Origin of the sequence: Enterococcus sp. JM9B, from assembly GCF_009933265.1 — a bacterium.
GTDB lineage: Bacteria > Bacillota > Bacilli > Lactobacillales > Enterococcaceae > Enterococcus_C > Enterococcus_C songbeiensis.
Map to the genome: position 1 here is coordinate 1 of NZ_MAEK01000024.1, position 25,656 is coordinate 25,656.

25 protein-coding genes are annotated in these 25,656 nt (G+C 40.3%); 22 read left to right on the plus strand and 3 right to left on the minus strand.

Translation table 11 applies throughout. The features are described from left to right. Positions 1–314: 314 nt before the first annotated feature. From BAU16_RS06565 to BAU16_RS06585, 5 genes are all read left to right on the plus strand, one after another. Positions 315–1,490 (plus strand): THUMP domain-containing class I SAM-dependent RNA methyltransferase, encoded by a 1,176-nt coding sequence (locus BAU16_RS06565; protein WP_048605211.1) that lies wholly within the window; start codon positions 315–317, stop codon positions 1,488–1,490. A 5-nt stretch (positions 1,491–1,495) separates the two neighbouring features. Continuing rightward, positions 1,496–2,995, plus strand: coding sequence for a carboxypeptidase M32 (locus BAU16_RS06570; RefSeq protein ID WP_137605178.1), 1,500 nt, complete (start codon positions 1,496–1,498; stop codon positions 2,993–2,995). Positions 2,996–3,028: 33 nt separating this feature from the next. Beyond that, positions 3,029–3,667, plus strand: coding sequence for an HD domain-containing protein (locus BAU16_RS06575; protein WP_202621255.1), 639 nt, complete (start codon positions 3,029–3,031; stop codon positions 3,665–3,667). A 124-nt stretch (positions 3,668–3,791) separates the two neighbouring features. Then, entirely contained in the window at positions 3,792–4,151 is a 360-nt protein-coding gene (locus BAU16_RS06580; RefSeq protein WP_048605214.1) for a hypothetical protein, read from the plus strand. Between the two features lie 11 nt (positions 4,152–4,162). Then, positions 4,163–4,375 carry a hypothetical protein gene (locus BAU16_RS06585; protein WP_048605215.1) on the plus strand — a complete coding sequence of 71 codons (213 nt, stop codon included), beginning with the start codon at positions 4,163–4,165 and terminating at the stop codon, positions 4,373–4,375. A 65-nt stretch (positions 4,376–4,440) separates the two neighbouring features. Here the strand turns inward: BAU16_RS06585 and BAU16_RS06590 are convergent, their stop codons facing one another. Beyond that, positions 4,441–4,761 (minus strand): hypothetical protein, encoded by a 321-nt coding sequence (locus BAU16_RS06590; protein WP_137605181.1) that lies wholly within the window; start codon positions 4,759–4,761, stop codon positions 4,441–4,443. 116 nt (positions 4,762–4,877) lie between these two features. On the opposite strand from BAU16_RS06590, the gene BAU16_RS06595 reads away from it, so the two are divergent. After that, a complete protein-coding gene (locus tag BAU16_RS06595) occupies positions 4,878–6,026 on the plus strand; it encodes a VanZ family protein (protein WP_161526758.1) in 1,149 nt (382 codons plus the stop codon). Between the two features lie 60 nt (positions 6,027–6,086). Next, complete coding sequence (locus BAU16_RS06600; protein ID WP_048605353.1) at positions 6,087–7,430, plus strand: DEAD/DEAH box helicase; 1,344 nt, start codon at positions 6,087–6,089, stop codon at positions 7,428–7,430. 74 nt (positions 7,431–7,504) lie between these two features. On the opposite strand, the gene BAU16_RS06605 is transcribed toward BAU16_RS06600, so the two are convergent. Then, positions 7,505–7,933: a GNAT family N-acetyltransferase gene (locus BAU16_RS06605; protein WP_161526759.1), complete on the minus strand. Its 429-nt coding sequence runs from the start codon at positions 7,931–7,933 to the stop codon at positions 7,505–7,507. Between the two features lie 67 nt (positions 7,934–8,000). Between BAU16_RS06605 and BAU16_RS06610 the strand changes: the two genes are divergently transcribed. The 4 genes from BAU16_RS06610 (at position 8,001) to cls (ending at position 14,826) form a co-directional block, all read left to right on the plus strand. Then, entirely contained in the window at positions 8,001–9,053 is a 1,053-nt protein-coding gene (locus BAU16_RS06610) for a DUF7278 family profilin-like fold-containing protein (protein ID WP_048605219.1), read from the plus strand. Positions 9,054–9,363: 310 nt separating this feature from the next. Beyond that, positions 9,364–12,003 carry an alanine--tRNA ligase gene (gene alaS, locus BAU16_RS06615; RefSeq protein WP_048605220.1) on the plus strand — a complete coding sequence of 880 codons (2,640 nt, stop codon included), beginning with the start codon at positions 9,364–9,366 and terminating at the stop codon, positions 12,001–12,003. A 190-nt stretch (positions 12,004–12,193) separates the two neighbouring features. After that, a complete protein-coding gene (locus tag BAU16_RS06620; protein ID WP_137605184.1) occupies positions 12,194–13,342 on the plus strand; it encodes a cation diffusion facilitator family transporter in 1,149 nt (382 codons plus the stop codon). Between the two features lie 20 nt (positions 13,343–13,362). Beyond that, a complete protein-coding gene (gene cls / locus BAU16_RS06625) occupies positions 13,363–14,826 on the plus strand; it encodes a cardiolipin synthase (RefSeq protein ID WP_048605222.1) in 1,464 nt (487 codons plus the stop codon). Here cls and BAU16_RS06630 read toward each other — a convergent pair. Next, positions 14,806–15,222, minus strand: a complete 417-nt coding sequence (locus tag BAU16_RS06630) for a ribonuclease HI family protein (protein ID WP_048605223.1) — start codon at positions 15,220–15,222, stop codon at positions 14,806–14,808. The two genes, cls and BAU16_RS06630, sit on opposite strands and share 21 nt — an antisense overlap. A 63-nt stretch (positions 15,223–15,285) precedes the next feature. Between BAU16_RS06630 and BAU16_RS06635 the strand changes: the two genes are divergently transcribed. The 11 genes from BAU16_RS06635 to BAU16_RS06685 all read left to right on the plus strand — a co-directional run bounded on the left by BAU16_RS06635 (position 15,286) and on the right by BAU16_RS06685 (position 25,655). Next, the gene (locus tag BAU16_RS06635; RefSeq protein ID WP_137605185.1) at positions 15,286–15,708 is read left to right on the plus strand and encodes an EbsA family protein; all 423 of its coding nucleotides are present in this window, start codon (positions 15,286–15,288) and stop codon (positions 15,706–15,708) included. 158 nt (positions 15,709–15,866) lie between these two features. Continuing rightward, positions 15,867–17,537: a formate--tetrahydrofolate ligase gene (locus BAU16_RS06640; protein WP_161526760.1), complete on the plus strand. Its 1,671-nt coding sequence runs from the start codon at positions 15,867–15,869 to the stop codon at positions 17,535–17,537. 217 nt (positions 17,538–17,754) lie between these two features. Further along, the gene (locus BAU16_RS06645) at positions 17,755–18,177 is read left to right on the plus strand and encodes a hypothetical protein (protein WP_048605226.1); all 423 of its coding nucleotides are present in this window, start codon (positions 17,755–17,757) and stop codon (positions 18,175–18,177) included. Beyond that, positions 18,161–18,841 carry a CBS domain-containing protein gene (locus BAU16_RS06650; protein ID WP_048605227.1) on the plus strand — a complete coding sequence of 227 codons (681 nt, stop codon included), beginning with the start codon at positions 18,161–18,163 and terminating at the stop codon, positions 18,839–18,841. Before BAU16_RS06645 ends, BAU16_RS06650 begins: the two co-directional genes overlap by 17 nt. Positions 18,842–18,867: 26 nt before the next feature. Beyond that, a complete protein-coding gene (gene lspA / locus BAU16_RS06655; protein ID WP_048605228.1) occupies positions 18,868–19,335 on the plus strand; it encodes a signal peptidase II in 468 nt (155 codons plus the stop codon). Next, on the plus strand, positions 19,328–20,245 hold the full coding sequence (locus tag BAU16_RS06660; RefSeq protein ID WP_048605229.1) for an RluA family pseudouridine synthase: 918 nt from the start codon (positions 19,328–19,330) through the stop codon (positions 20,243–20,245). Before lspA ends, BAU16_RS06660 begins: the two co-directional genes overlap by 8 nt. Positions 20,246–20,494: 249 nt before the next feature. Then, positions 20,495–21,034, plus strand: a complete 540-nt coding sequence (gene pyrR / locus BAU16_RS06665) for a bifunctional pyr operon transcriptional regulator/uracil phosphoribosyltransferase PyrR (RefSeq protein WP_161526761.1) — start codon at positions 20,495–20,497, stop codon at positions 21,032–21,034. 12 nt (positions 21,035–21,046) lie between these two features. Then, positions 21,047–22,381, plus strand: a complete 1,335-nt coding sequence (uraA, locus tag BAU16_RS06670; protein ID WP_161526762.1) for a uracil permease — start codon at positions 21,047–21,049, stop codon at positions 22,379–22,381. Beyond that, the gene (locus BAU16_RS06675; RefSeq protein WP_048605232.1) at positions 22,332–23,258 is read left to right on the plus strand and encodes an aspartate carbamoyltransferase catalytic subunit; all 927 of its coding nucleotides are present in this window, start codon (positions 22,332–22,334) and stop codon (positions 23,256–23,258) included. The genes uraA and BAU16_RS06675 overlap by 50 nt, the downstream gene beginning before the upstream one ends. Before the next feature lie 19 nt (positions 23,259–23,277). Next, positions 23,278–24,561, plus strand: a complete 1,284-nt coding sequence (locus BAU16_RS06680) for a dihydroorotase (RefSeq protein WP_161526763.1) — start codon at positions 23,278–23,280, stop codon at positions 24,559–24,561. Next, positions 24,558–25,655 carry a carbamoyl phosphate synthase small subunit gene (locus BAU16_RS06685; protein ID WP_161526764.1) on the plus strand — a complete coding sequence of 366 codons (1,098 nt, stop codon included), beginning with the start codon at positions 24,558–24,560 and terminating at the stop codon, positions 25,653–25,655. The genes BAU16_RS06680 and BAU16_RS06685 overlap by 4 nt, the downstream gene beginning before the upstream one ends. The last annotated feature ends 1 nt before the right edge of the window (position 25,656 follow it).

Consider the following 25,656-nt stretch of genomic DNA (forward strand, 5'->3'; position numbering starts at 1 on the left):
AAAAGTTACACTTATTCTAAGAAGACTAGTGGAATGATATACGGAGTGAGAATAAAACTAAATTTTCTATAAGAAAATTTAATACATTAAAACGAACAAGGATGTCAGTTCCACTTATTCTAAGAAGTCTAGTGGAATGATATACGGTGTGAGAATAAAACGAAATTTTCTATAAGAAAATTTAATACATTAAAACGAACAAGGATGTCAGTTCCACTTATTCCAAGAAGTCTAGTGGAATGATATACGGCGTGAGAATAAAACGAAATTTTCTATAGGAAAATTTAATACATTAAAACGAACAAGGAGTGCTCATGGAAAATAATCAGGAATTTCATTTGCTTGCGACAGCTGCAAGTGGTTTAGAAGCCTTAGTAGGGAAAGAATTACGTGATTTAGGAATCGATTGTCAGGTGGAAAATGGTCGGGCGCGGTTCAAGGGAACAATGGAAACAATTGCCAAAGCAAATTTATGGTTGCGAACAGCGGATCGGGTTAAAATTGTTGTTGGTGAATTTGACGCCTTCAGTTTCGATGAATTATTTGAAAGTGTCAAAGCATTGCCGTGGGAAGATTTTCTCCCATTGGATGCCGCTTTTCCTGTTGCAGGAAGATCCATCAAATCCAAGCTTTACAGTGTACCGGATTGTCAGGCAATCACAAAAAAAGCAATCGTAAACCGGCTACGGGAATTTTATCATCGTCCAGCGACCGTTCCCTTAGCAGAAACTGGGGCTTTGTTTCAATTGGAAGTTGCGCTATTAAAAGACCACGTGTTAGTGACACTAGACACCACTGGACCAAGCTTGTTTAAACGTGGTTACCGGTTAGAAAAAGGTGGAGCACCGTTAAAAGAAAATATGGCAGCAGCTTTAGTTATGTTGACGAATTGGCGTAGAGACCGTCCTTTCGTTGATCCAGTTTGCGGATCAGGAACACTTTGTATTGAAGCCGCTTTGATCGGTCATAATATCGCTCCTGGATTTAACCGCGCCTTTGCTTGCGAATCATGGGATTGGTTTTCTAAAGAAATTTTTACAAAAGTTCGGGAAGATGCTGAAGCTCAAGCAGATTACGATTATGTATTGGATATCATGGGTACCGATATCAATGGCAAAATGATCGAAATTGCCCAAGCCAATGCGGAAGAAATTGGATTAGGTGATTCGATTGTTTTTAAGCAACAAGCTGTCAAGGATTTTAAAACAGAGAAAGAATACGGTGTGATCGTTGCTAATCCCCCTTATGGAGAACGTTTAGGGGAAGAAGAAAGTGTCCGCCGATTGTATCACGAGATGGGCGAGGTATTTCGTCCTTTGAAAACATGGAGTAAGTACATTTTGACAAGTGATTTGCTCTTTGAGGAATTTTATGGGGAAAAAGCCACCAAAAAACGTAAATTATATAACGGGGCTTTGCGAACGGATTTCTTCCAATATTGGGGGCAACGTCCGCCTAAAAAAATACAGGATGAAAGAGTAGGGAGCTGAAAGAAATGAAGGAACAAGAATTTTTACAAGAATTAAAAGAAATGAATTTACTGATGCAGGCCTTCGCTATTTTGGATTGGGATTCTCAAACAGGAATGCCGGAAGCGGCAAGTGAAGAACGCAGCGAGGTGGACAGTTATCTTTATGGACTTTATTTTGATAAAATGATCGGACCTAAGATGAAAGAAGCCTTGACTTATTTTTCTGATCATCAAGAAGAACTTTCTGAAGTTGGAAAAGCTGCCTACATGGTTGCAAAAGAAGACTATGATTTGAACCAAGCTGTTCCATCAGAAAAAATGGTGGAACATTCAGCGGCCACATCAAAAGCGCATGCTGCATGGCAAAAAGCCCGTAAAACAAAGGATTTTGCTGATTTTCGAGAAGAATTATCTGAAAATATCCGTTTGACAAAAGAATTGATTCCTTACTGGAAAAAAGACGAAGCGACCAATTACGATGTTTTATTGAATCAGTATGAACCGAAAATGACGGTGGAAATCTTGGATCAAGTCTTTGCTCAACTGCGTGATGGGATTATGGCTATTCGTAAAACATTGGCAGAAAAGGGAACCGAACCAGATACTTCTTTTCTTTCACGGAAGATGACCAAAGAGCAACAACGAAAATTCATTACAAAAGTGGTGACAGAACTCGGTTACGATTTTTCCCGTGGACGCTTGGATGATACAATCCATCCCTTTGCCACAGGCATCAATCATAATGATGTCCGTTTAACTACTCGGTGGAATGAACACGATTTTTCAATGGGAATTTTTGGTGTAATTCATGAAGCGGGTCACGGTATGTATGAACAAGATATTGATAAAAAGTATGAATATACACCTGTTCACCAAGGGGCTTCAATGGGGATTCATGAATCACAATCTTTGTTTAATGAAATTATCGTCGGCAGCAATCGTGCATTTTGGAAAAAACAATACCCATTTTTCCAAGAATGTGCGGAAGGAACCTTTGATGATGTGTCCTTTGATGCTTTTTATGATTCATTGAAACGGACAAGAGCAAGCCTAATCCGAATCGAAGCAGATAGTCTGACTTATCCGCTGCATATCATTATTCGTTATGAATTAGAAAAATTGATTTTTAATGGTGATGCAACTGTTGATCAATTGCCAGAACTGTGGAATCAAAAATACGAAGAATATTTGGGAATTCGACCAGAAAATGATTTGGAAGGTATTTTGCAAGATGTACATTGGTCTGGGGCAAGTTTTGGTTACTTCCCATCCTATGCGTTAGGCTATATGTATGCGGCGCAATTACACCATGCAATGAAAAAAGACCTCGATGTTGATGCGGTGCTTGCTTCTGAGGACTATCAACCAATCAAAAACTGGTTGTGTCAAAACATTCATCAATATGGGGCTTCTCGTAAACCAAATCAATTGATATTGGATGCAACTGGTGAAGCTTTGAATCCGCAATATCTGATTGATTACCTTAAAAAAATCTACTATTCTGTCTACAAGGTACAAGATTAAGAAATAGCCGATAGAAATCATAGGGGCGTTAGCATGGACAAACAAATCGAAAAAATCACAGAATTTGCAAAAATGCGTTTAGGGCAGGATCATACCGGACATGGATTTGATCATGCCCAACGTGTTGCAAGATTGGCTAGGAAAATCACAGAGGAGCAGTCTGGTGACCCGCTGATTATTCAAGGCGCTGTACTTTTACATGACACCATCGATGATAAAGTGGTGGCTGATTCGGCAAAAGCGTTGCAGGAGGTTGAGGCTTTTCTGCACTCTCTTACGCTGACGCAAGAACAAGTCACTGAAATCTTGTATATCATCACCCACTTATCTTTTTCTCGAGAGTTGGAAAAAGGAAAAGCCGTTTTATCGATAGAAGGACAAATCGTTCAAGATGCGGATCGGTTGGATGCATTGGGGGCACTGGGGATTATGCGCACTGCCTATTTTGGCGGTTCTCACGGACATCCTATTTATGATCCTGAGATTAAACCGGAAAATTATCAAGATAAAGCGACCTATCGCAAAGGATCGACTGTTATCAATCATTTCTATGAAAAACTATTTCTTTTGGCTGATTCAATGAATACAAGATTAGGTAAAGAAGAAGCCATGCGACGAAAGAAATTCATGACAGATTTTTTGGCAGAATTTTATCAAGAATGGGCGGATTAATTGAAGACAAAAGAGAATTTTTTTCCTCTTTGCTGTTTGTTTAATTATTTCTTAATGAAGAACCTCAATTATTTTATTTTTCTTGAAACTTCCCCTATAATCAAGCTATAGGAGAGGATTTAGGATGTTTTATCAGCAGGCGTTGAAGCCAAAAGAATTATTGAGTGTTTTGCCCCATGTCGGAGAGTGCTTTTTTGTGATCGAAGGTCAGCTCTCAGATCGTTTTTACAAAGCAGCGGTCTATAAGTATGAAAAAGAATTTTTTTTGCTGACGGATGATCGTCTATACTCACGAGCGGCTGCTATGAAGTCAGCCCATCAAGGGGATGAAAATCAAATTTTGCCTTACATTGAAGAAGCGATGGAAGACAATTTTTATTTTGTCGTAGATGAAGGGTTCGTTCTGCTGGATTTAGCAACACTGTCCAAATTGGCAGAAACTTCTGCTACTTTGGAGATACAATATTATGAATTTGTTGATTAGGAAGTGATAAAATGAAACGAACGGAATATATAAGCTTTAGCGATCGGAATTTTATTGATCTTTTACAAAATGTCGGTGATGAGTATGCTGCACTGGAATTGATTGATGAAAACAATGACGTGGATGCCATGGTAATTTCGCTTGCGGATTTTGATTATTTAATCAGTAAACTCGATGAGGAAGAAAAAGAGCAGTTTGTTTCAGAAACAACGGAAGCAGAGTAGTTCAAAAAGGCCGGAACAGCGCTTGTTCCAGCCTTTTTTCGACCCATTCATTTAGAGGATGACCCTTACTTGTGTTGTGTACCCTTTACTCGAAGATAGCCGCGATAAATATTAAGAACTACTAAAATAATGCCAAGAACAAGGGGAAATCCTAGTAAAACGATTGGATAACCAATTTGTGCTTCAAGATTTAGTTTTGAAATCGTTCGTAACTGATGGAACGCAAATTGGATTACTTGAAAGCTGAAAGCCGTTAGAAATCCGGCAATAATAAAAAGAGCAAATCCTAAATAGGGAATCCTTTTTTTTCTGCGAAAAAGGGCGATACCTAAATAGAGAAGGAGTAAAAAAACAGGGACACCTAAAGCAAAATATACATTTAACATCAAACCACCTCCTATTTCTATCATACTTCAAAGGAAAGATTTTGGGAAATAGAGGCGTTTGAGGAGTGAAAAAATCAGCAAAAAAATCCTATTAATTTTATCAAAGGAGGGAACCAATGTCTGCCTATATCGTACCAATTAAATGGGCAATCGTAATTTTTCCATTTTTAGCGTTATTCCTTTCTGCTTTTTTTCTTATTCATGAATACCGTAAATATGGAACTTTCGTATTATCCCGCGCAATTATCTTATATTCGTTTATTTTTTATCTCTTGTGTGCTTTTTTCCTGGTTATTCTGCCACTACCGCCGATCAGTGAGGTGGCACAGTATACCACTCCTACGGTAGAGTGGCATCTTGGTGCAAGCTTTGAACATTTTTTGCAGCAGACCGTTTTATCTCTCGGTGATCCCTCTACTTACTTGCCGGCAATGAAGCAAAATGTGTTTTTAGAACCAGTATTTAATATTTTACTGGTGGTGCCCTTTGGGGTTTATTTGCGGTATTACTTCAAATTTTCTTTGATCAAAACAATTCTACTAAGTTTCTTGTTATCTCTCTTCTTTGAAGTGACGCAATATACCGGATTATATTTTATTTATCCGCGGCCGTATCGATTGGCAGATGTGAACGATCTGCTTCACAATACATTAGGTGGACTGATAGGTTTTGTCATTGAACCTTTGCTGACTTTTGTGCTGCCAAGTCGAAAAGAAATCGATCAGCTTGCGTATGCAAAGGGCAAAGAAGTAACCTTGTTCCGTCGATTGGTAGCATTTGCGCTGGATTGGGGATTTCTACGGATTCTTTCTTTAATAATTCTGATTATGTATCGTTGGTTTTCCAAGGACTATTCCATCGATTTCACCAATTCTTTAGGCTGGTATTTTGCTGAAGTCTTTCTTTATTTCGTCTGCTTTGCTTATCTTTGCAATGGACAAACTATCGGGAAAAAAATTGTTCGTATCCAAGTGGTGGAGGGAGACAAACGAATCCGTTTCAGTTCCTTGGTAAAACGTTACGGCATTTTGTACTTCTTTTACGGAGGAATCGGTCGTTTCACTGCCTTACTTGCTCCTTTTGTTCAAAGCAAAAATCATTTTTTGATGGTGATTTCTATTCTTATAACGCTGACCGGTGTCGCTTTACAGCTTGTCTTTCTGATTACGATTCTATGGTCATTTTTGAAAAAACGACGTCAATTATTTTATGAACGAAGCAGCCATACCTATACGATCAGTACGATTTCTACTAAAGAAAAATAGGTGAACGCTAAAAATTGTGCTATAATGCCCAAGGAATATCTAATGAAAGAAGGTGCTCAGATGAGTTTTGAAGAATTTAATTTCCAACCATTTATTATGACTGCATTAGCAGATAAAGGCTTTAGCGAGCCGACCGAAGTACAGAAAAAATTGATTCCCGTTATTCAAAAAGGACGGAGTGTCGTAGGACAGTCTCAAACCGGTAGTGGAAAGACCCATACCTTTTTGCTTCCACTTTTTGATTTGATTGATTCACGGGAGGAAGTTCAGGTGGTGATCACGGCACCAAGTCGTGAGTTAGCCAGCCAGATTTATCAAGCAGCCAAACAGATTGCACAATTTTCTGATCCTGAAATTCGGGTCACAAATTTTGTTGGTGGTACAGATAAACAGCGACAATTAGATCGCTTGAAGCACCAACAACCACAAGTAGTGATTGGAACACCAGGAAGAATTTTAGACATGATGAATGAACAGGCGCTTTCTGTTCATACAGCAAAAGCATTTGTTGTCGATGAAGCAGACATGACATTAGACATGGGCTTTTTAGCTGAGGTAGATCAAATCGCCGGACGTTTGCCTGAAAAATTGCAAATGCTAGTATTTTCCGCAACAATTCCAGAAAAATTGCGTCCTTTTTTGAAAAAATACATGCAAAATCCATTAATTGAAGAAATCAAGCCCAAAGCAGTCATTTCCGAAACGATTGATAATTGGTTGATTTCGACTAAAGGAAAAAATAAAAATCGATTGATCTATCAATTATTGACAGTGGGTCATCCATATATGGCGATTGTTTTTGCAAATACAAAACAGCGAGTAGATGAAATCACCGATTACTTAAAAGAAAAGGGACTGCGGGTAGCCAAAATTCACGGAGATGTTCCTCCAAGAGAACGGAAACGGGTTATGCGGCAAGTCCAAAATTTGGAATATCAATATGTAGTTGCGACTGATTTAGCCGCAAGAGGAATCGACATTGAAGGTGTTTCTCATGTAATTAATGCAGAAATTCCGGCTGATTTGGATTTCTTCATCCATCGAGTTGGAAGAACAGGACGAAACAATCTGCCCGGAACAGCTATTACGTTATACGACCCGGCTGATGAAAAAGCTATCAGCGATATTGAAGGAACCGGAGTCGTTTTTAAACCAAAAGAAATCAAGAATGATGAAATCGTTGACGGTTATGATCGAAATCGGCGACAAAAGCGGGAAAAATCTCGAGATGAGTTGGACCCAACGTTGATTGGTTTGGTGAAAAAGAAGAAGAAAAAAATCAAGCCCGGCTACAAGAAAAAAATTCAATGGGCAGTTGATAAAAGCAATAAACAGAAACGAAAAGTCGAACGCCGGCAGCAAGGTCGCGCCATTCGCAAAAATAAAAAAGATTCCAGTAAATAATTGAGTCGGAGTTTGCTCTTAAAAAGGAAGGTTCTCTTTAGGCTTTCCTTCTTGAGCGAACTCCGTTTTTTTGTTTAAAGCTTTTTTTCCATTGTCACACAAAGGATACCATCTTCAAAAAAAGGCGATGACACTCGCTGATACCCCAATTTTTTATAAAAAGATTCTGCACTTGTTTCTGCAGACAAGCGAGAAATGCTGCACCCTTCACTTTTTCCTCTGTTTTCACAAGCTCGAATCAGTTGGGTACCAATTCCTTGGTGACGAAACTCGTTGAGAATACAGAAACGATCCGGTTGCAGCTGTTTTCCTTTTCTTTGATAGCGAATCGTACCGGAAGGTTTTCCTTTTGTCATTGCGATGAAATAATTTCGATCGGATTGATCCAACTGATCGAACTCATCTATTGGTAAAATATTTTGCTCCAATACAAATACTGAATAGCGTAAATAAAAGGCTGTTGCTTGTAGCCAAGGGGTGTTACCGAAATGAATTTGGGTCATTGTTTTTCTCCTTTTCATGCTATACTTATTCTAACAAGAGATAGTAAGTTGGAAAAGAGGAGTCGTCATGGATTTTTTTGAATCGTTAGAATGGAGCAACTGGAAAAACCTGAGTGATGAAGTGAAGAATCAGATGTTTCGCCAAGTCTTGATGTATTTTGTCAGTCCTTTACGAAAAATCAACGAAGTAAAACTGGTTGATTTTGAATTGGCGGGAATCAAGTGCCGTACCTTTGAAATTTTAATTGATAATGAACATTTTGTTTTTGTACCGGGAAATCAAGAAGCAATCTTGGGTTGGGATTTAGGCATCCAAGGCTTACCAACGCCCGCATGGAATCACCCCCGTCCAGAGAAGCAATCTGAGAAAATGAATGCGCTTATTAAACGTTATCAGCTGGAAACCAGTGAGGATTGGCAAGCCTTCGTCAATCATTCAACCTCTGACCTTCGCAAAGCAGTGATTCCTCCCATGTTGGTTCAAAAGTTTCCTTTACCGGCTGGAACAACCTATTTAGGAAACCTAAATACAATCACGGGAGAATTTACCGGTGAGGTGGATCGATTTGAAAAAATGGAAGAAGCGATACGAGCCACATTTATTCCACCACAGTCATTTGAAGAAAGTTTGACCTGGTCTTTGCCAAAAACAGATTTAAAAAAAGATCACTATTATCTTGAACTTGGGGAAAATAGTGACGATTACTATGTATTTGAACATACCAGTTGTACCCAAGAACAATTACGCAAGCGGGTTCGCCGTAACGGCTTCGATTTATTGACAGAAGAGCAGTGGGAATACGCGGTAGGTGGCGGCACACGCCGACTATTTCGCTGGGGCAATGATCTGGATGCAGATGATTCTTATTGGGGCAATCAGGTGAAAAAACATATCAAGGGAGAAAATATGTTTGGATTAGTTTTTTCTCCTCATCTGAATCGGTACGAGGTGACCGACGGGAACAAATTAAAAATGGAACAGTGGGAAAACTCCGGTATTCCTTTACTGGATTTGTTGCCTTTTGCCACGTATTACCGTTCTTCCCGTGAACTCACTGTTGAAGAAGAGATTTCTCCGACAGAATTTTTATATCGCAAAACGATTCTGATTAAAAAATAGGAAAGGAATCTTTGGCAAGCCGTTGACAATCATTTGGTGATGCCCTATACTTTTAAAAGAATAAGGACATGGTAACAAGTGTCACTCTTTACAGAAAGTTCTTCATTGCTGAGAGAAGAACAAGAAACGCTTTTATTGCTCCCTTATGCTTCTTGATAGAAATATCAACGCGTCTCTGCGTTAACGAGCTGAAGAGGTAATGATTCGACATCATTGCAATCAAGGTGGTACCGCGTGTTCACGTCCTTGGGTTGCAAGGATGTCTTTTTTTGTTTATATCTTCAATTAGAAAAGGAAAGAAGGAAATAAAATGAAAGAATTAACCAGTGCACAAGTTCGGCAGTTGTTTTTGGATTTCTTTAAATCAAAGGGACATACGATTGAACCAAGTGCTTCGCTTGTTCCTGTCAACGATCCTACTTTGCTATGGATCAACTCAGGTGTTGCAACCTTAAAAAAATATTTTGACGGTTCTGTCGTTCCCGAAAACCCTCGAATCACTAACGCACAAAAATCCATTCGAACCAATGATATTGAGAATGTTGGTAAAACTGCTCGCCATCATACGATGTTTGAAATGTTGGGGAATTTTTCAATTGGTGATTATTTTAAAGAAGAAGCTATTCATTGGGCATGGGAATTTTTAACAGATGACAAATGGATGGCATTTGATCCGGAGAAACTTTATGTGACGGTTTATCCTAAAGATACCGAAGCAAAACGGATTTGGCACGAAGAAGTTGGCCTGCCTTTAGCGCATATTGTTGAAATCGAAGACAATTTCTGGGATATCGGTGCTGGTCCAAGTGGTCCCGATACCGAAATCTTTTACGATCGTGGACCAGAATACAACGATGTCGCAGAAGATGATCCTGAAAACTATCCTGGTGGCGAAAACGAACGCTATTTAGAAATCTGGAACTTGGTCTTTTCTGAGTTTAATCATAAAGCGGACGATACTTATGAACCACTGCCACATAAAAACATTGATACGGGCATGGGACTTGAACGGATGGTTTCCATCGTTCAAAATGCACCAACGAATTTTGAAACTGATCTGTTTTTACCAATTATTCACGAAACTGAACGCTTAAGCGGAAAATTTAAGTACGGTGAAACGGCTCAAACCGATATTTCCTTTAAAGTGATCGCCGACCACATCCGAGCTTTATCTTTTGCCATCGGTGATGGAGCGTTGCCATCTAACGAAGGGCGTGGTTATGTTCTTCGCCGCTTGTTACGTCGGGCGGTTATGCATGGAAAAAAACTGGGTATCGATGAGGCTTTCTTGTATAAATTAGTGCCGGTTGTCGGAAAAATTATGGAAAGCTACTACCCAGAAGTAGTGGCTCAACAAGCTTTTATTGAAAAAGTTGTTCGTAATGAAGAAGAACGTTTCCACGAAACCATCAATGAAGGACTGGAAATTTTGACTCAGCTTATTTCACAAGTCAAAAAACAAAAAGCAGATACTTTAGACGGTGCCGATATTTTTAAACTCTACGATACCTATGGCTTCCCAGTTGAATTAACGGAAGAAGTTGCTGAAGATGAAGGACTGAAAGTCGATCACGCCGGTTTTGAAAAAGAAATGCAGGCGCAGCGTGATCGAGCAAGAGCTGCCCGCAGCACCGAACATTCGATGGGGGTTCAGTCAGCACTATTGACAGATATCAAAGTAACCAGTCGCTTTGTCGGCTATGAACACCATGAAGCAGAAAGCGAACTGCTGGTGATTATTCAAGAAGAAAATCTGATTGACTCAATCTCTTCCGGTGAAGCACAACTTATTTTTGCGGAAACACCATTTTATGCTGAAATGGGTGGACAGGTTGCAGACGAAGGAATCATTGCGGATGAAAACGGCAATTTAGTTGCCACGGTACATGACGTACAAAAGGCACCAAATGGTCAATTTTTACACAAAGTGACCGTTAACAGCCCACTTGCAGAAGGCCAACGCTATTTCTTACAAGTCAATGTTGCCCGTCGCAATCGAATCATCAAAAATCATACAGCGACTCATTTACTGCACAAAGCGTTAAAAGAAGTATTGGGCAATCACGCCAATCAAGCAGGTTCCTTGGTAGCACCGGGTCATTTACGTTTTGATTTTACTCATTTTGGACAAGTTACTACCGAAGAATTGCAAGAAATGGAAGCAATTGTCAACCAAAAAATTTGGGAAGCACTGCCAGTTGTAACGATTGAAACTGATATCGATACAGCTAAAGGCATGGGCGCTATGGCTCTTTTTGGTGAAAAATACGGTCATGACGTTCGGGTAGTTAACGTTGCGGACTGGTCTATTGAACTTTGCGGTGGTACTCACGTGTCAAACACGGAAGATATCGGCATTTTCAAAATCGTTTCTGAGTCAGGAATCGGTGCTGGTGTTCGTCGGATCGAAGCTGTGACCAGCAAAGAAGCCTTTGAATTGTTGCATAGTGAAGAACAACAGCTAAAAGAAATCGCTGCTATTGTGAAATCACCGCAAATCAAAGAAGTTGTTTCGAAAACAGAACAACTGCAACAACAATTGCGGGAACTGCAAAAAGAAAACGAAGCACTGGCAAGCAAATTAGCCAATCAGCAAGCCGCAGATATTTTCCAAGACGTAAAAGAAAGCAATGGTATCACATATATTGCTGCACAGGTCAAGGTCAAAGACATGAACCAATTGCGGCAATTAGCAGATCAATGGAAACAAAAGGCAACTTCAGAGGTACTTGTTTTAGCAACAGCCAATGAAGGAAAAGTCAGTCTTTTGGCGGCAATGAGTGCAAGTGCCAATCAAAAAGGATTGAAGGCTGGCGACTTGATCAAAGCCATTGCACCAAAAGTTGGCGGTGGCGGCGGCGGTCGTCCGGATATGGCCCAAGCTGGCGGGAAAAATCCAGAGGGTATTGCGGAGGCATTAGCTGAAGTTCAACACTGGCTGGCAAATTAATTGATTTATTTGGGACAGTAAATTCAGCAGAAGCGACACGTCTTTCGAAGACAGCGACTGTTAGGATTGCTGTCCTAATTTTTGTCAATAAAACGGATCTTTATATAATTTTTAGAGCTGCGACTTGTCGGTTCACCAGCCAAAAGTGTACAATAAGAAGAAGTCTTTAAATCAGTTAGAAGGAACAGCTATGTTAAATTTACTCTTACACCTCATTGAAAAAAAATCATCTGACAAGAAGTTACGGAAAAATTATGGTGTTTTATCCGGCAGTCTTGGCTTGGCTTCAAATCTGCTTTTATTTTTGATGAAATTTTTTATCGGGCTTTCTGCTCGTAGTGTTTCAATTATGGCAGATGCCATCAACAATTTGTCCGATGCAGCTTCCTCTGTTGTAACTTTATTCGGTTTTCAAGTGGCTGCTAAACCAGCGGACAGTGAACATCCCTATGGTCATGAACGGTTTGAATATATCAGCGGCTTTGTGATCTCGATCATCATTACAGTTGTTGGATTTCAATTTTTAACAAGTGCGATCAAAAAAATCATCCAACCGGTCCATCTTAATCTCTCTCCATGGCTTTTTTTGGTGTTGCTGATTTCGATCTTAATCAAGTTTTGGCAAAGTCGAATGTACCTTAAAATCAGTGACAAAATTCAATCGACAACCTTGAAGGCGACTTCTCAAGACAGTTTAAATGATGTAATTACCACGGTAGCGGTTTTAGTTTCGGCGGGGGTTGAAGGGCTGACTGGTTGGCGTGTAGATGGATATGTGGGTCTGTTGATTGCGCTGTATATTTTGTACAGCGGGTTGTCGATGGTTAGGGAATTTGTCAATGAACTAATGGGCAATCGTCCCACAGATAATGAAATCAAAGAAATGGAGCGGCGATTGGATAATTATCAGACGATTTTAGGCTATCATGATCTGTTGGTTCACAGCTACGGTCCTGAGAAACGCTTTGCCTCTGTCCATATCGAAGTAGATGAAACTTGGAGTTTAAACCATGCCCATGATATTATCGACGCAATTGAAAAAGACTTTTGGACGCATTTACATGTAGCATTGGTGTGTCATTTAGATCCAGTGGCGATTCATGATGAAGAATACCAAAGTAATTTACTGATCTTAAAAGAATTGCTGTTTCGCATTGATCCTGATTTGCGGGTCCATGATTTTCGCATTGAAGCCGGTACACTGTCCTTTGATGTTGTTGTTCCTCAAAAAATCAGTCTTTCTGATGACGAGATTCGTGAAACGTTGGAGAAAACAATCAATCATTCCATTGGGAAATTCAAATTAGATATCACGTTTGATCACAATTATCTTTTATAAATGAAAAGTAGGAGAAAAAAATGACTATTGAAATGGATATGTCCATCATTAATTGGGTGATTGCCGGGCTGTTGCTTGTCAATACGTTAGGGGCTATCGTTACAGTTTTTCGCAAACCGAGATCGATTACCAGTGTCTTAGCATGGTTGCTGACGTTGGTCTTTTTTCCAGTCATCGGCTTTTTGGTCTATTTATTTTGCGGACGAGGAATTGACGGAGAAACGGTGTATCGATTTAATCAAGAACATCGGAGCCGAATCAAGGAAATCAATCAATTGATTCATCAAAACAATAAAAAATACCATCGTACCGTTAAAACTTCGGGTTCTGAATTATTGGAACGGTATTTACGCAACGTGGAGGAGTCCCCTCTGGCGAAGGGAAATGATTTGTCGTTTTACACCGATGGGAAAGAAAAATTTGCAGCATTATTTGCGGATATTAAGCAGGCGAAAGACAATGTGCATGTTGAATATTATGCTTTTTTTGATGACCAGATTGGAAATGACTTTTTAAATCTATTGGTGGAAAAAGCGAAAGAAGGGGTAGAAGTTCGGGTAATCTTTGATCCGTGGGGAGCAAAAGGTTCCAGTCCAAAATTCTTTGATCCTTTAGTAGCCGCCGGAGGAAAAGTGACACCTTTTATTACCTCACGGGATTTAATTCGAAAGACCCGCTTAAATTATCACCTGCATCGAAAAATTGTGGTAATTGATGGTAGGATTGCTTGGACAGGGGGCTTTAATGTTGGTGACCAATATTTAAGTCGCAGTGAAAAATTCGGTTACTGGCGGGATACCCATGGCAGAATCGTGGGAACAGCCAGTTTTAGCTTACAGGAAATTTTTATTAAGGACTGGAATGCCTCGGTTCAAGAGGATGACGATCAATTAGAATATGAAGATCGTTATTTCGTATTGCCGGAAACAGAAGGCAATGTCAGCATGCAAATCGTGTCGGATGGCCCGGAAACGGAAGAGGAAATTCTAAAAAGCGGCTTTGTAAAAATGATCCTTGCAGCAGAAGAAAAAATTTGGATTCAAACACCTTATCTGATTCCCGATGATACGATGATCAACGCGCTTTTAGTGGCGGTTCGTTCAGGAGTAGATGTTCGTATTATGATTCCTGATATGCCAGACCATGCCTTTATCTTCCGAGCAACACAGCACTATGCCAACTATCTCCACAAGCGAGGGGTAAAAATTTATTCCTACAATAATGGCTTTTTACATGCAAAAACGATTCTCATGGATGATTTGATTTCTTCTTTTGGTTCCACCAATCAAGATATTCGCAGCTATTCGCTTAATTTTGAAGTCAGCGCCTTTGTGTATGACGAAGAAATAACCAAGCAAATGCAGGAAATCTTTGAAAAAGATCGGATGAACTGTACCCTTTTGACAGATGAAATCATTGAAAATCAATCCTGGTGGCTGCGATTTAAACAAAATTTTTCCCGATTATTGTCGCCGATTTTGTAATTTTACAGCCTTTTGCAATCCTTGTCGGGCAAGACGGTCGGCACCTTTGTTTTGATTTTCCGGAATCCATTGTAAAATCAGCAAAGAAAATTTCGGCAATTGTTGTTGAATCTGTTCAAAAATCGGCTGAAAAGCAGGATTTCCGGTATAATTTTTATCTACAGTCTGAACAAGAACCTTACTGTCGGAGTAGACCATAATCGTTTGATCCTGCCATTGCTTTTCAAGCAGCAACTGCAACAATTCCAGAAAAATCGTGAATTCTGCCTGATGATTGGTTAAAATTGGTAATGGTAGGGCATGTTGCTGATGCAATTCTGTACCCACCAATAAGATTCCGCCGCCGCTCAATCCAGGATCACCTTTTGTTGCGGCATCGATATACGCTTTGATCATTTGACCACCTTTTCTTGTTTTGTGTTAGAATAAATAGTGTAAGTTGATTGAAAGGAATTGTAAATGAAAGCAAAAAAATACCATTGGCAACCAGAATTATCCATTTCAATTATTTATTGGTCAGTTACACTGATGATTCTTTTTTATAGTTTAACACTTTCGCTAGAAAATACACGTCCTTATTGGAAAAGCAATCTGGTGTTGCTATTTTTCTTTTTTATGGCGATTATCGGTTTTTTGCGCTGGTTCTTTGTTAAAGAGACCTATCTGTTAGTTTATTATTCCCGTTTTTGGAAGCGAGACAGATTTTATTACCAAGGTATTCAGAAAATTTGTTCACTGCCAAACGGAATAGAACTGACCTATAAGAATAAAACTCATCATTTTTTGATGAGAAAAAAAACGCGAGACAATCTGCTGAAAGAACTTGAAAAACATGTCTCAGCGGATCTTTTTTCACAGCAGTCTGCTCCATCCGAGGATTAATTCCTTCTTTGACCCGCTTGTCATCAGTGACGAGCGGGATTTTTTGATAAAATACATAAATTTCTGCTGTATTTTTATTTATTTTTCGTTATAATAGTAAATAACTGAACAAATAGTAGTGATAAAATGAAAATAGTTCGTAAAAAAGGGGTTCCTTCATGAAAACAGATATTGAGATCGCACAAGCAGCAGCCTTACAGCCAATCAGAAAAATCGCTGAAAAAATTGGCTTGACAGAAGATGATTTGGAGTTATACGGCAAATACAAAGCAAAAATCGATTGGCCGGCTATTCAACGCTTAGAACAACAACCGGAAGGAAAACTGATTCTAGTCACTTCCATCAATCCAACCGCAGCCGGTGAAGGGAAATCTACCGTAACAATCGGTTTAGCAGATGCCTTAAATAAATTGAATAAAAAAACCGTGATTGCCTTGCGGGAACCTTCTCTTGGCCCTGTAATGGGAATTAAAGGCGGAGCGACCGGTGGCGGACAGGCGCAAGTATTGCCGATGGAAGACATCAATCTTCATTTTACCGGCGATATGCACGCTATCACGACTGCAAACAATGCATTAGCGGCGTTGATCGACAATCATATCCAACAGGGAAATGAATTGGGGCTCGATGCCCGGCGAGTGATCTGGAAACGGGTAGTAGATTTGAATGACCGTGCCTTGCGCCAGGTCATTGTAGGTCTGGGTGGTCCAATTCAAGGGGTTCCTCGAGAAGATGGTTTTGATATCACCGTTGCCAGTGAGATCATGGCGATTTTATGCTTAGCAACTGATTTGCAAAACTTAAAACACCGATTAAGTAAAATCGTGATTGGTTATACTTTTGAAAAAAAACCGGTTTTTGTATCCGACTTAAATGTTGAGGGAGCTTTAACTTTATTACTGAAGGATGCACTAAAACCTAATCTGGTTCAAACCATCGAGGGAACCCCGGCATTTGTCCATGGCGGTCCTTTTGCAAATATCGCTCACGGGTGTAATAGCGTGATGGCGACAAAACTTGCGTTGCGGTTGGGGGAATACACCGTTACTGAAGCAGGCTTTGGGGCAGATTTAGGGGCAGAGAAATTTTTAGACATCAAAGTTCCTAATTTAAAAAAGGCACCGGATGCGATTGTCGTCGTTGCTACTATTCGTGCATTGAAGCTTCATGGTGGTATTGCGAAGGATGAGTTACAACAAGAAAATGTCGAAGCGGTTGACCGTGGATTTGTTAATTTAGAGCGACATATTAAAAATATGCAACGCTATGGTATTCCAGTTGTTGTTGCGATCAATGAGTTCCTTACGGATACCGATGCCGAAATGACATTGATCGAAGAAGCTTGTAAAAAATTAGGTGTTACAGTTAAGCGAACCGCAGTTTGGGAAAAAGGCGGTGCGGGTGGCACAGAACTTGCAGAGGCAGTGATTGCCGGGATTGCTGTACAACCAACCGATTTTCAGCCTTTGTATGGTAATCAACTATCCCTTGAGGAAAAAGCCCGCAAGATTGTTACTGAGATTTATGGTGGGTCAGATGTTCAATTCACACCTAAAGCAAGGAAACAGCTGCTTGAATTCACAAAGGAAGGATGGGACAAACTACCACTTTGTATGGCGAAAACGCAGTACTCATTTTCTGATGATTCTACGAAATTGGGTGCACCAGTGGACTTCACCTTGACGATTCGGGAATTCATTCCTAAACTAGGTGCAGGTTTCATTGTTGCTCTGACGGGCAACGTTATGACCATGCCGGGCTTGCCGAAAAAACCAGCCGCCTTGAATATGGACGTTGATGAAGACGGACACGCAATTGGATTGTTCTAAAGAATAAATGGATAGTAAAGATAAAAAATCTGGACTTAATTGACCAGATTTTTTTCTGTTGTTTTGGGACTTTCGCAGACTTTTTGCTTTTTTTGCTTGTCTCTACTAAACTAAGAGTAGTAGTAATAAAATGAACAAAATGCAGGCATTTAGAGAACAAGGATTGATTTTTCTATTGTAATTTTTCAGTATGTACCGGATAATAAGGAGGTTAAGCATGAAAGTTCGTGTCACTCGAAAAACTGGATTTTATGGAATGGGCAGTCCGTTGAAAGTTCTTTTGAATAAAAATGCTTTTTTTATCAATCATGATCAAACCAAAGAACAAGATATTCCGACAGCCAGCTGTTCAATCCAAGTTTCTTTTTATCTCCTGAAAAGCAAAGTGTATCATTTTCATTCTCAAAAAGAGGTATTGGACCTAATTATCGAAATGAATCCTCAGATGGTGCAGATTTATCTTGCGTTTTTTATTCTGATGCTGTTTTTACCGTTGATGTTTAGAAGTCTGATCCTAAGTTTGATTTTAATCCTTTTCTTTTTTCTCTTTTTATGGCGTTTTCTGCAAAAAGCCTACGTGATAAAAGAAGTTCGTAACAATAATATAGGTGAGGAGAATAAAAATGGCCAAACAAGCTGATGCGTTTTTAATAAGTTTTAATCGAATTGAAAAGTGGTTGCGAGATATTTTAGGTAATCCCCGAAATATGGGATTTAGCGAAATGGTGCGCCGTTTATCCAAGCAGCGAAATTTGCCAGTGGGCAATCATGCAGAAGATCTTTTGCAGATGGCTCAGCTTAGAAACGCCATCGTTCATGATCGAATTGACGAAGATTTTATCATTGCTGAGCCGAATCAATGGGCAGTTGATAAAATCAAACAAATCGAACAGGAACTGTTGCAACCGGAAAAAGTTTTGCCTCGTTTCAGGAAAAATGTGACTGGATTTGAGATTTCAATGCCCATTACAGATATTTTAGCGACTATTGCGGAGGAGAAATATTCCCAGTTTCCTTTATATACGAAGGGGCGTTTTGAAGGCTTGATTACTTTACGGGCGTTGGGTTACTGGTTTGCCCGAGAAAGCTTGAAGGGGGAAATCAAATTAAATGGGCGAACTGCTCGTGATTTGATTATTTCTGACGGCAAAAAAACGAACTACCGGTTTGTTTCCGCCGAAACAACGGTTGCTGAAATCGAGACATTGTTTCATGGTGACGGACTAATTGAAGCTATTTTAATTACCAAAGATGGGGATCCGAATGGCAACCTTTTAGGTATCATTCGACCTCGTGATTTATAGACCCCTTTAGAAAAGAGTTGAATTTTTTGTTAATCATTTATTTACTTACCTGTTTGTTGATTCTGATTCTGGATCAAATTGTCAAATGGTGGACGGTGGCGAATTTTGCGCTGGGTGAAAGTCAAACCGTCATTCCAAATATTTTTTCTTTAACTCATATTCGTAATACTGGTGCGGCTTGGAGCATGATGGAAGGGCAAATTGTTTTTTTTGCTGTCGTAACCATCATTGCTGTCAGCGTATGTGGCTATTTGTTAGTTAAAAATCGTCACGGCAACAAATTTTTTACCTTTGGGCTGACCTTGATTATTGCTGGTGCATTAGGCAATTTTATTGATCGGGTTCGTTTAGGTTACGTTGTCGATATGTTCCAAACCGATTTTATCAATTTCCCGATTTTCAATGTTGCGGATATGTCGCTAGTTATCGGAGTAATCATGATTTTCATCTATAGCATTTGGGATGAAAAAACGAAGGAGAAATCCCATGCCTAAACAAATTAGCGTCACGATTCAAGAGGAAAAAGGGCGTTTGGACAAGATTTTGGCTGAACGCTTGCCAGATTATAGTCGTTCCCAAATCCAACAATGGCTGAAAAGTCAGGCAGTTTCATTAGAGGGTGTACCGGTCAAAGCCAATGCAAAAGTCAAAGCGGGTGAAAAATACCTCATTACGATTCCCGATCCAGAGACCTTGGATCTGATTCCTGAAAATTTGCATCTTGACATCGTTTATCAGGACGAGGATGTTGCAGTAGTAAATAAGCCTCAAGGAATGGTGGTGCATCCAGCAGCAGGGCATTCCCATGGCACGTTGGTAAATGGACTGCTTTATCAGTTAAAAGATCTTTCAACCATCAATGACGTTGTTCGTCCAGGAATCGTCCATCGAATCGATAAAGATACTTCCGGTTTGTTGATGATTGCAAAAAATGATTTTGCACATGAAGCGCTTGCCAAACAATTAAAAGAAAAAACTTCTTTGCGCAAGTATGTCGCATTAGTTCATGGTGTGATTTCACATGAAAAAGGCACGATTGAAGCACCTATTGGCCGTTCAAAAGTTGATCGTAAAACACAGGCGGTCACGGAAGAGGGAAAACCGGCAACTACTCACTTCACTGTTTTGGAACGATTTGAAGGCTTCACTTTGGTGGAATTACAATTGGAGACGGGGAGAACTCATCAAATTCGAGTTCATATGCAATATATTGGCTATCCAGTTGCTGGGGACCCTATCTATGGCCCTCGTAAAACATTGAAGGGCAATGGACAATTTCTCCATGCAAAATTGTTAGGCTTTACTCACCCTCGAACCGGTGAAAAAATGGTTTTTGAAGCACCTCTACCAGAGATTTTTGAAAAAACTTTAAAAAAATTACGAGAAGGCATTGCTTTTTCATAACAAAAAGTGTATCGTTGTCTTAACAAAAAATTTAATAGTTATCCTTTAATGTAGTCCTGTGAGGCTAGGAAGGAGATGAGTGAGACGTGTGAGTAGTGCGCTACTGTCACACCTTGCTGGATGACATCCGTATACCCTTGGAGACAGAATAATCTGCCTAAGGACATACAGTGGTTGCTCTGAAAACATACCTCCTACCTGATAAACGGGTAGGAGTTTTTTTGTGTCAAAAATTAGGAGGGAATAAATATGTCAAGAAAAGAAGTCGTGGATGCAGTTACTATGAAACGGGCGTTGACTCGAATCACCTACGAAATTATCGAAAGAAACCATGGAATCGAGGATTTGGTGCTGGTAGGAATCAAAACGCGGGGCATTTATCTTGCACAACGAATTGCAGAACGTTTGAAACAATTAGAAGAAATCGAGGTACCGGTTGGAGAATTAGATATTACCCTTTACCGGGATGATCATAAAATAACAAATGAAGATCCAGAAGTCCATTCTTCATCGATTCCCATTGCATTAGAAGGCAAGGAAGTCATGGTTATCGACGATGTATTATTTACCGGTCGAACAATTCGTGCAGCACTGGACGCAATCATGGATTTTGGCCGTCCACGAAAAATTTCATTGGCGGTGCTGGTTGACCGAGGACACCGGGAACTGCCAATCCGTGCTGATTATGTCGGAAAAAACATTCCTACGTCATTAACTGAGGAAATCATCGTTGAAATGGAAGAAGTAGATGGACAAGACCGAATTTTAATTAATAAAGAAAATGACTAGGAGATGATTTGATTGGCAAAAGAATTTCGCAATGAAGATGCTGTACTGGATATTCATGATAAACCAAAGCCGCTTCACTGGGTGGGGCTCAGCCTGCAACATTTATTCACGATGTTTGGCGCAACAGTTTTAGTACCTATTCTAGTGGGTATCGATCCGGGAATTGCACTTGTCAGCTCTGGACTTGGAACCTTGGTCTATCTCACAACAACAAAAGGAAAAATTCCCGCTTACTTAGGAAGCAGTTTCGCTTTTATCGCTGCAATGCAGCTTTTAATGAAATCAGATGGCTATCCGGCAATCGCGCAAGGAGCCATCACCACGGGGCTGGTTTATCTCCTTGTTTCTCTGATTGTTAGAAAAATCGGTTCTGCTTGGTTGGATAGAATCCTACCGCCAATCGTCGTTGGACCGGTAGTCATGGTAATTGGGTTGGGACTAGCAGCAAATGCCGCCAACAATGCCATGTACAATGGCGATCACTATGATTTCAAATATGTTTTAGTCGCTTTACTGACACTAGGATTAACAATATTCTTCAACATGTGGCTAAAAGGATTCTTGGGATTGATTCCGATTCTTCTGGGCATCGTCAGCGGCTATTTGATCGCATTGCTGGTTGGAATCGTTGATACACAACCAATTATTGACGCTCCTTGGTTTGCCATGCCAAACTTCGAAGTTCCTTTTCTACAGTACACACCAAAACTTCATATCAATGCAATCACGACGATGGCACCCATTGCCTTCGTTACCATGACGGAACACATTGGTCATTTAATGGTTTTAAATAAATTGACTAAGCGAAACTTTTTCGAAGAACCGGGCTTGCATAAAACCTTGATGGGGGACGGCTTGGCTCAAATCGTAGCCGGTTTCGTCGGTGGACCTCCGGTAACCAGTTACGGAGAAAATATCGGTGTGCTGGCAATTACACGGGTACACAGCGTTTTCGTTATCGGAGGAGCCGCAGCTTTTGCGGTTGTCTTGGGATTTGTCGGTAAACTTAGTGCCTTGATCCTGAGCGTTCCTGGTCCAGTTATTGCAGGTATCAGCTTTATCCTCTTCGGGGTTATTGCAGCAAGCGGATTGAAAATACTGATTGAAAATAAAATCAACTTTGATAAAAAGAAAAATCTTTTAATTGCTTCGGTGATCTTGGTCATCGGTATCGGCGGATTGATCTTCGAATTTGGAACCTTCACACTTTCAGCAATGGCTTTAGCAACTGTCTTAGGCATCATCTTAAATCTGATCTTACCGGAAACATCCAGAAGCGAACAGGAGGAAATAAAACATGATCATTCAGTCAGAGAGAATCAGTTTGAAACATCTATTAACCGTTGAGGCATTGACCGATCAGGAAGTTATGGGATTGATCCGACGCGGGCAAGAATTTAAAGCCGGTGCAAAATGGACACCAGAAAAGCAGCAGTATTTTGCGACAAACCTATTTTTTGAAAATAGCACTCGGACTCATAAAAGTTTTGATGTAGCAGAAAAAAAATTAGGGCTGGAAGTCATTGAATTTGAAGCATCTACCAGTTCAGTTCAAAAGGGCGAAACGCTTTATGACACCGTTTTGACGATGTCGGCATTGGGAGTAGATGTGGCTGTCATTCGTCATGGAGATGAGAACTACTACGATGAATTGATCCAAAGTAAAACCATCCAATGTTCGATTATTAACGGTGGAGATGGCAGTGGCCAACATCCAACGCAATGCTTACTAGATTTGATGACAATTTACGAAGAGTTCGGGCATTTCGATGGACTAAAAGTAGCCATCGTAGGAGACATCACCCATTCTCGTGTAGCAAAATCAAATATGCAGATGTTGAAACGTTTAGGCGCAAAAGTCTTTTTCTCCGGACCAGAGGAATGGTACGACCCTGAATTTGAAGTTTACGGTCATTTTCTCCCTCTTGACGAACTTGTTTCTGAAGTGGACGTTATGATGATGCTACGGGTACAGCATGAACGCCACGGAGAAGAAGAAAGTTTTTCAAAAGAAGAGTATCACGAAGCTTATGGTTTAACCATAGAACGGGCGAAAAAAATGCGTCCAAAAGCAATCATCATGCACCCGGCACCAGTGAATCGAGATGTCGAGTTAGCAGATTCCTTAGTGGAAGGACTGCAATCACGAATTATTGAACAAATGACAAACGGTGTTTTTGTCCGAATGGCGATATTAGAAGCTGTTCTAGCAGGAAAAGCCTAAAAATTGGAGGAAGTTGCAGATGAAAACACTCATTAAAAATGGGAAGATCATTTCCCACGACAATCAGTTGATCCCTGTAGAAATTTGGATCGAAGAGGGAAAAATCAAGGCAATCGGAACGGCGTTTGATACCGTTTTTGATGAGGAATTCGATGCCCAAGGACAATTGATTACCCAAGGATTAGTCGACGTTCACGTCCATTTAAGAGAACCCGGCTACACTTATAAGGAAACGATTAAAACCGGCAGTAAGGCTGCGGCTCGAGGAGGATTTACCACGGTTTGTGCGATGCCAAATCTTGATCCGGTTCCAGATACAGCAGAAAAATTGACTGCCGTATATGAAATTATCAAAAAAGATGCCGTTGTCAATATTTTACAATATGCACCCATCACTGAAAAACTTCGTAGTGAAGTTTTGACGGATCAAAAAGCTCTAAAAAAAGCGGGAGCCTTTGCTTTTACCAATGACGGTGTCGGCGTTCAAACTGCTGGAACGATGTATCTGGCAATGAAAGCCGCTGCCGCAAACAATATGGCTCTGGTTGCCCATACGGAAGATGAGTCCTTACTCTTCGGTGGTGTGATGCACGCGGGAAATAAAGCAAAAGAATTAGATTTACCGGGTATTCTCAGCGCTACGGAATCATCTCAGATTGCTCGTGACTTACTACTGGCGGAAGAAACTGGATGCCATTACCATGTCTGCCACGTTTCAACAAAAGAAAGTGTACGAGTGATCCGAGATGCGAAAAAAGCCGGAATTCACGTTACCGCAGAAGTTTCCCCTCATCATTTAATTCTTAACGAAAACGATATTCCGGATGATTTTGGTTATTGGAAAATGAACCCACCATTACGAGGAAAAGAAGATCAAGAAGCGCTGATTGAAGGTCTTTTAGATGGAACAATTGATTGCATCGCCACGGATCACGCCCCTCATGGATTTGAAGAAAAAAATCAAAGTTTTTTAAAAGCACCATTTGGTATTGTGGGTTCGGAATACGCATTTCAGTTGATTTATACCCATTTTGTAAAAACCGGCCGCTTTACATTAGCGCAGGTCATTGAATGGATGGCCGTTAAACCGGCAGGAATATTCGGTTTGGAGACTGGTCGATTGACGATTGGCGGAAAAGCTGATTTGGCAGTTTTTGATCTTCAACATGCGCATCGCATTGCAGCAGATCAGTTTGAATCAAAGGCAGTCAACACGCCTTTTGATCAATGGGAGGTATATGGTGATACCCTTTATACTTTCGTAAATGGACAACTTGTTTGGAAAAAAGGTGAAGAAAAATGAAGCGTTGGTTGATTTTAGAAGATGGCACTTATTTTGAAGGTGAAGGATTCGGCGCAGAAACGAATGTATTCGGTGAAATTGTGTTTACAACAAGTATGACCGGTTATCAAGAAACGATCACGGATCAAAGTTTTAATGGACAGATCATTGCTTTTACCTATCCGATGATTGGAAATTATGGAATCAATCGAGATGATTATGAATCAATTGCCCCAACCTGCAAGGCGGTTGTAGTCAAGGAACACGCCCGTTTAGCCAGTAATTGGCGGAATCAATGGACTTTAGCAGAATTTTTGAAACAAAAAGGCATCCCTGGAATTTCTGGTATCGACACCCGGGCATTAACAAAAAAATTGCGTAAGTACGGAACCATGAAGGCCAGTATCGTTACAGAGGAAAATTTCACTCATGCTTACGACCAATTGAAGGCAGCTGTACTGCCAACAAATCAAGTGGCACAGGTTTCTACTTCAAAACCTTATCCTAGTCCTGGAATCGGCCATAATGTCGTGGTGATCGATTTTGGGCTGAAACACAGTATTTTACGCGAACTTTCTAATCGTCAATGTAATCTTACGGTTTTACCTTACAATACTCTTGCAAAAACGATTTTAGAATTATCACCGGATGGCGTAATGCTGACCAATGGACCGGGAGATCCCAAAGATGTACCGGAAGCCATTGAAATGATTCGAAACATTCAAGGAAAGGTACCGATTTTTGGGATTTGTTTAGGGCATCAGCTTTTTGCTTTAGCCAATGGTGCAGATACTTATAAAATGCCCTTTGGACACCGGGGATTAAATCATCCGGTTCGCGAAATTGCTACCGGCAGAATTGATTTTACTTCACAGAATCATGGCTATGCTGTTGCCGAAGCATCTATTAATCCAGAGGTCCTAATGGTTACCCATACCGAGGTCAATGATGGAACGATCGAAGGGATTCGTCACAAAAATTATCCGGCATTCAGTGTGCAATTTCACCCGGATGCGGCTCCGGGACCACATGATGCCTTGCATTTATTTGATGAATTTATAGAAATGATGGATACATGGAAGGGGCAGCATCAATGGCAAAACGGACAGATATAAA

What these genes read in the sequence shown, in the direction of transcription:
- BAU16_RS06585 (WP_048605215.1), top strand. Translation starts at nt 4,163, where the DNA reads ATGAAACGAACGGAATATATAAGCTTTAGCGATCGGAATTTTATTGAT.
- BAU16_RS06680 (WP_161526763.1), top strand. Translation starts at nt 23,278, where the DNA reads ATGAAAACACTCATTAAAAATGGGAAGATCATTTCCCACGACAATCAG.
- BAU16_RS06685 (WP_161526764.1), top strand. Translation starts at nt 24,558, where the DNA reads ATGAAGCGTTGGTTGATTTTAGAAGATGGCACTTATTTTGAAGGTGAA.
- alaS (WP_048605220.1), top strand. Translation starts at nt 9,364, where the DNA reads ATGAAAGAATTAACCAGTGCACAAGTTCGGCAGTTGTTTTTGGATTTC.
- BAU16_RS06675 (WP_048605232.1), top strand. Translation starts at nt 22,332, where the DNA reads ATGATCATTCAGTCAGAGAGAATCAGTTTGAAACATCTATTAACCGTT.
- BAU16_RS06605 (WP_161526759.1), bottom strand. Translation starts at nt 7,933, where the DNA reads ATGACCCAAATTCATTTCGGTAACACCCCTTGGCTACAAGCAACAGCC.
- BAU16_RS06580 (WP_048605214.1), top strand. Translation starts at nt 3,792, where the DNA reads ATGTTTTATCAGCAGGCGTTGAAGCCAAAAGAATTATTGAGTGTTTTG.
- BAU16_RS06630 (WP_048605223.1), bottom strand. Translation starts at nt 15,222, where the DNA reads ATGATCAAAGCGTATATCGATGCCGCAACAAAAGGTGATCCTGGATTG.
- BAU16_RS06640 (WP_161526760.1), top strand. Translation starts at nt 15,867, where the DNA reads ATGAAAACAGATATTGAGATCGCACAAGCAGCAGCCTTACAGCCAATC.
- cls (WP_048605222.1), top strand. Translation starts at nt 13,363, where the DNA reads ATGACTATTGAAATGGATATGTCCATCATTAATTGGGTGATTGCCGGG.
- BAU16_RS06565 (WP_048605211.1), top strand. Translation starts at nt 315, where the DNA reads ATGGAAAATAATCAGGAATTTCATTTGCTTGCGACAGCTGCAAGTGGT.
- BAU16_RS06595 (WP_161526758.1), top strand. Translation starts at nt 4,878, where the DNA reads ATGTCTGCCTATATCGTACCAATTAAATGGGCAATCGTAATTTTTCCA.
- BAU16_RS06635 (WP_137605185.1), top strand. Translation starts at nt 15,286, where the DNA reads ATGAAAGCAAAAAAATACCATTGGCAACCAGAATTATCCATTTCAATT.
- pyrR (WP_161526761.1), top strand. Translation starts at nt 20,495, where the DNA reads ATGTCAAGAAAAGAAGTCGTGGATGCAGTTACTATGAAACGGGCGTTG.
- BAU16_RS06650 (WP_048605227.1), top strand. Translation starts at nt 18,161, where the DNA reads ATGGCCAAACAAGCTGATGCGTTTTTAATAAGTTTTAATCGAATTGAA.
- BAU16_RS06645 (WP_048605226.1), top strand. Translation starts at nt 17,755, where the DNA reads ATGAAAGTTCGTGTCACTCGAAAAACTGGATTTTATGGAATGGGCAGT.
- BAU16_RS06610 (WP_048605219.1), top strand. Translation starts at nt 8,001, where the DNA reads ATGGATTTTTTTGAATCGTTAGAATGGAGCAACTGGAAAAACCTGAGT.
- BAU16_RS06600 (WP_048605353.1), top strand. Translation starts at nt 6,087, where the DNA reads ATGAGTTTTGAAGAATTTAATTTCCAACCATTTATTATGACTGCATTA.
- BAU16_RS06590 (WP_137605181.1), bottom strand. Translation starts at nt 4,761, where the DNA reads ATGTTAAATGTATATTTTGCTTTAGGTGTCCCTGTTTTTTTACTCCTT.
- BAU16_RS06570 (WP_137605178.1), top strand. Translation starts at nt 1,496, where the DNA reads ATGAAGGAACAAGAATTTTTACAAGAATTAAAAGAAATGAATTTACTG.
- BAU16_RS06575 (WP_202621255.1), top strand. Translation starts at nt 3,029, where the DNA reads ATGGACAAACAAATCGAAAAAATCACAGAATTTGCAAAAATGCGTTTA.
- BAU16_RS06620 (WP_137605184.1), top strand. Translation starts at nt 12,194, where the DNA reads ATGTTAAATTTACTCTTACACCTCATTGAAAAAAAATCATCTGACAAG.
- BAU16_RS06660 (WP_048605229.1), top strand. Translation starts at nt 19,328, where the DNA reads ATGCCTAAACAAATTAGCGTCACGATTCAAGAGGAAAAAGGGCGTTTG.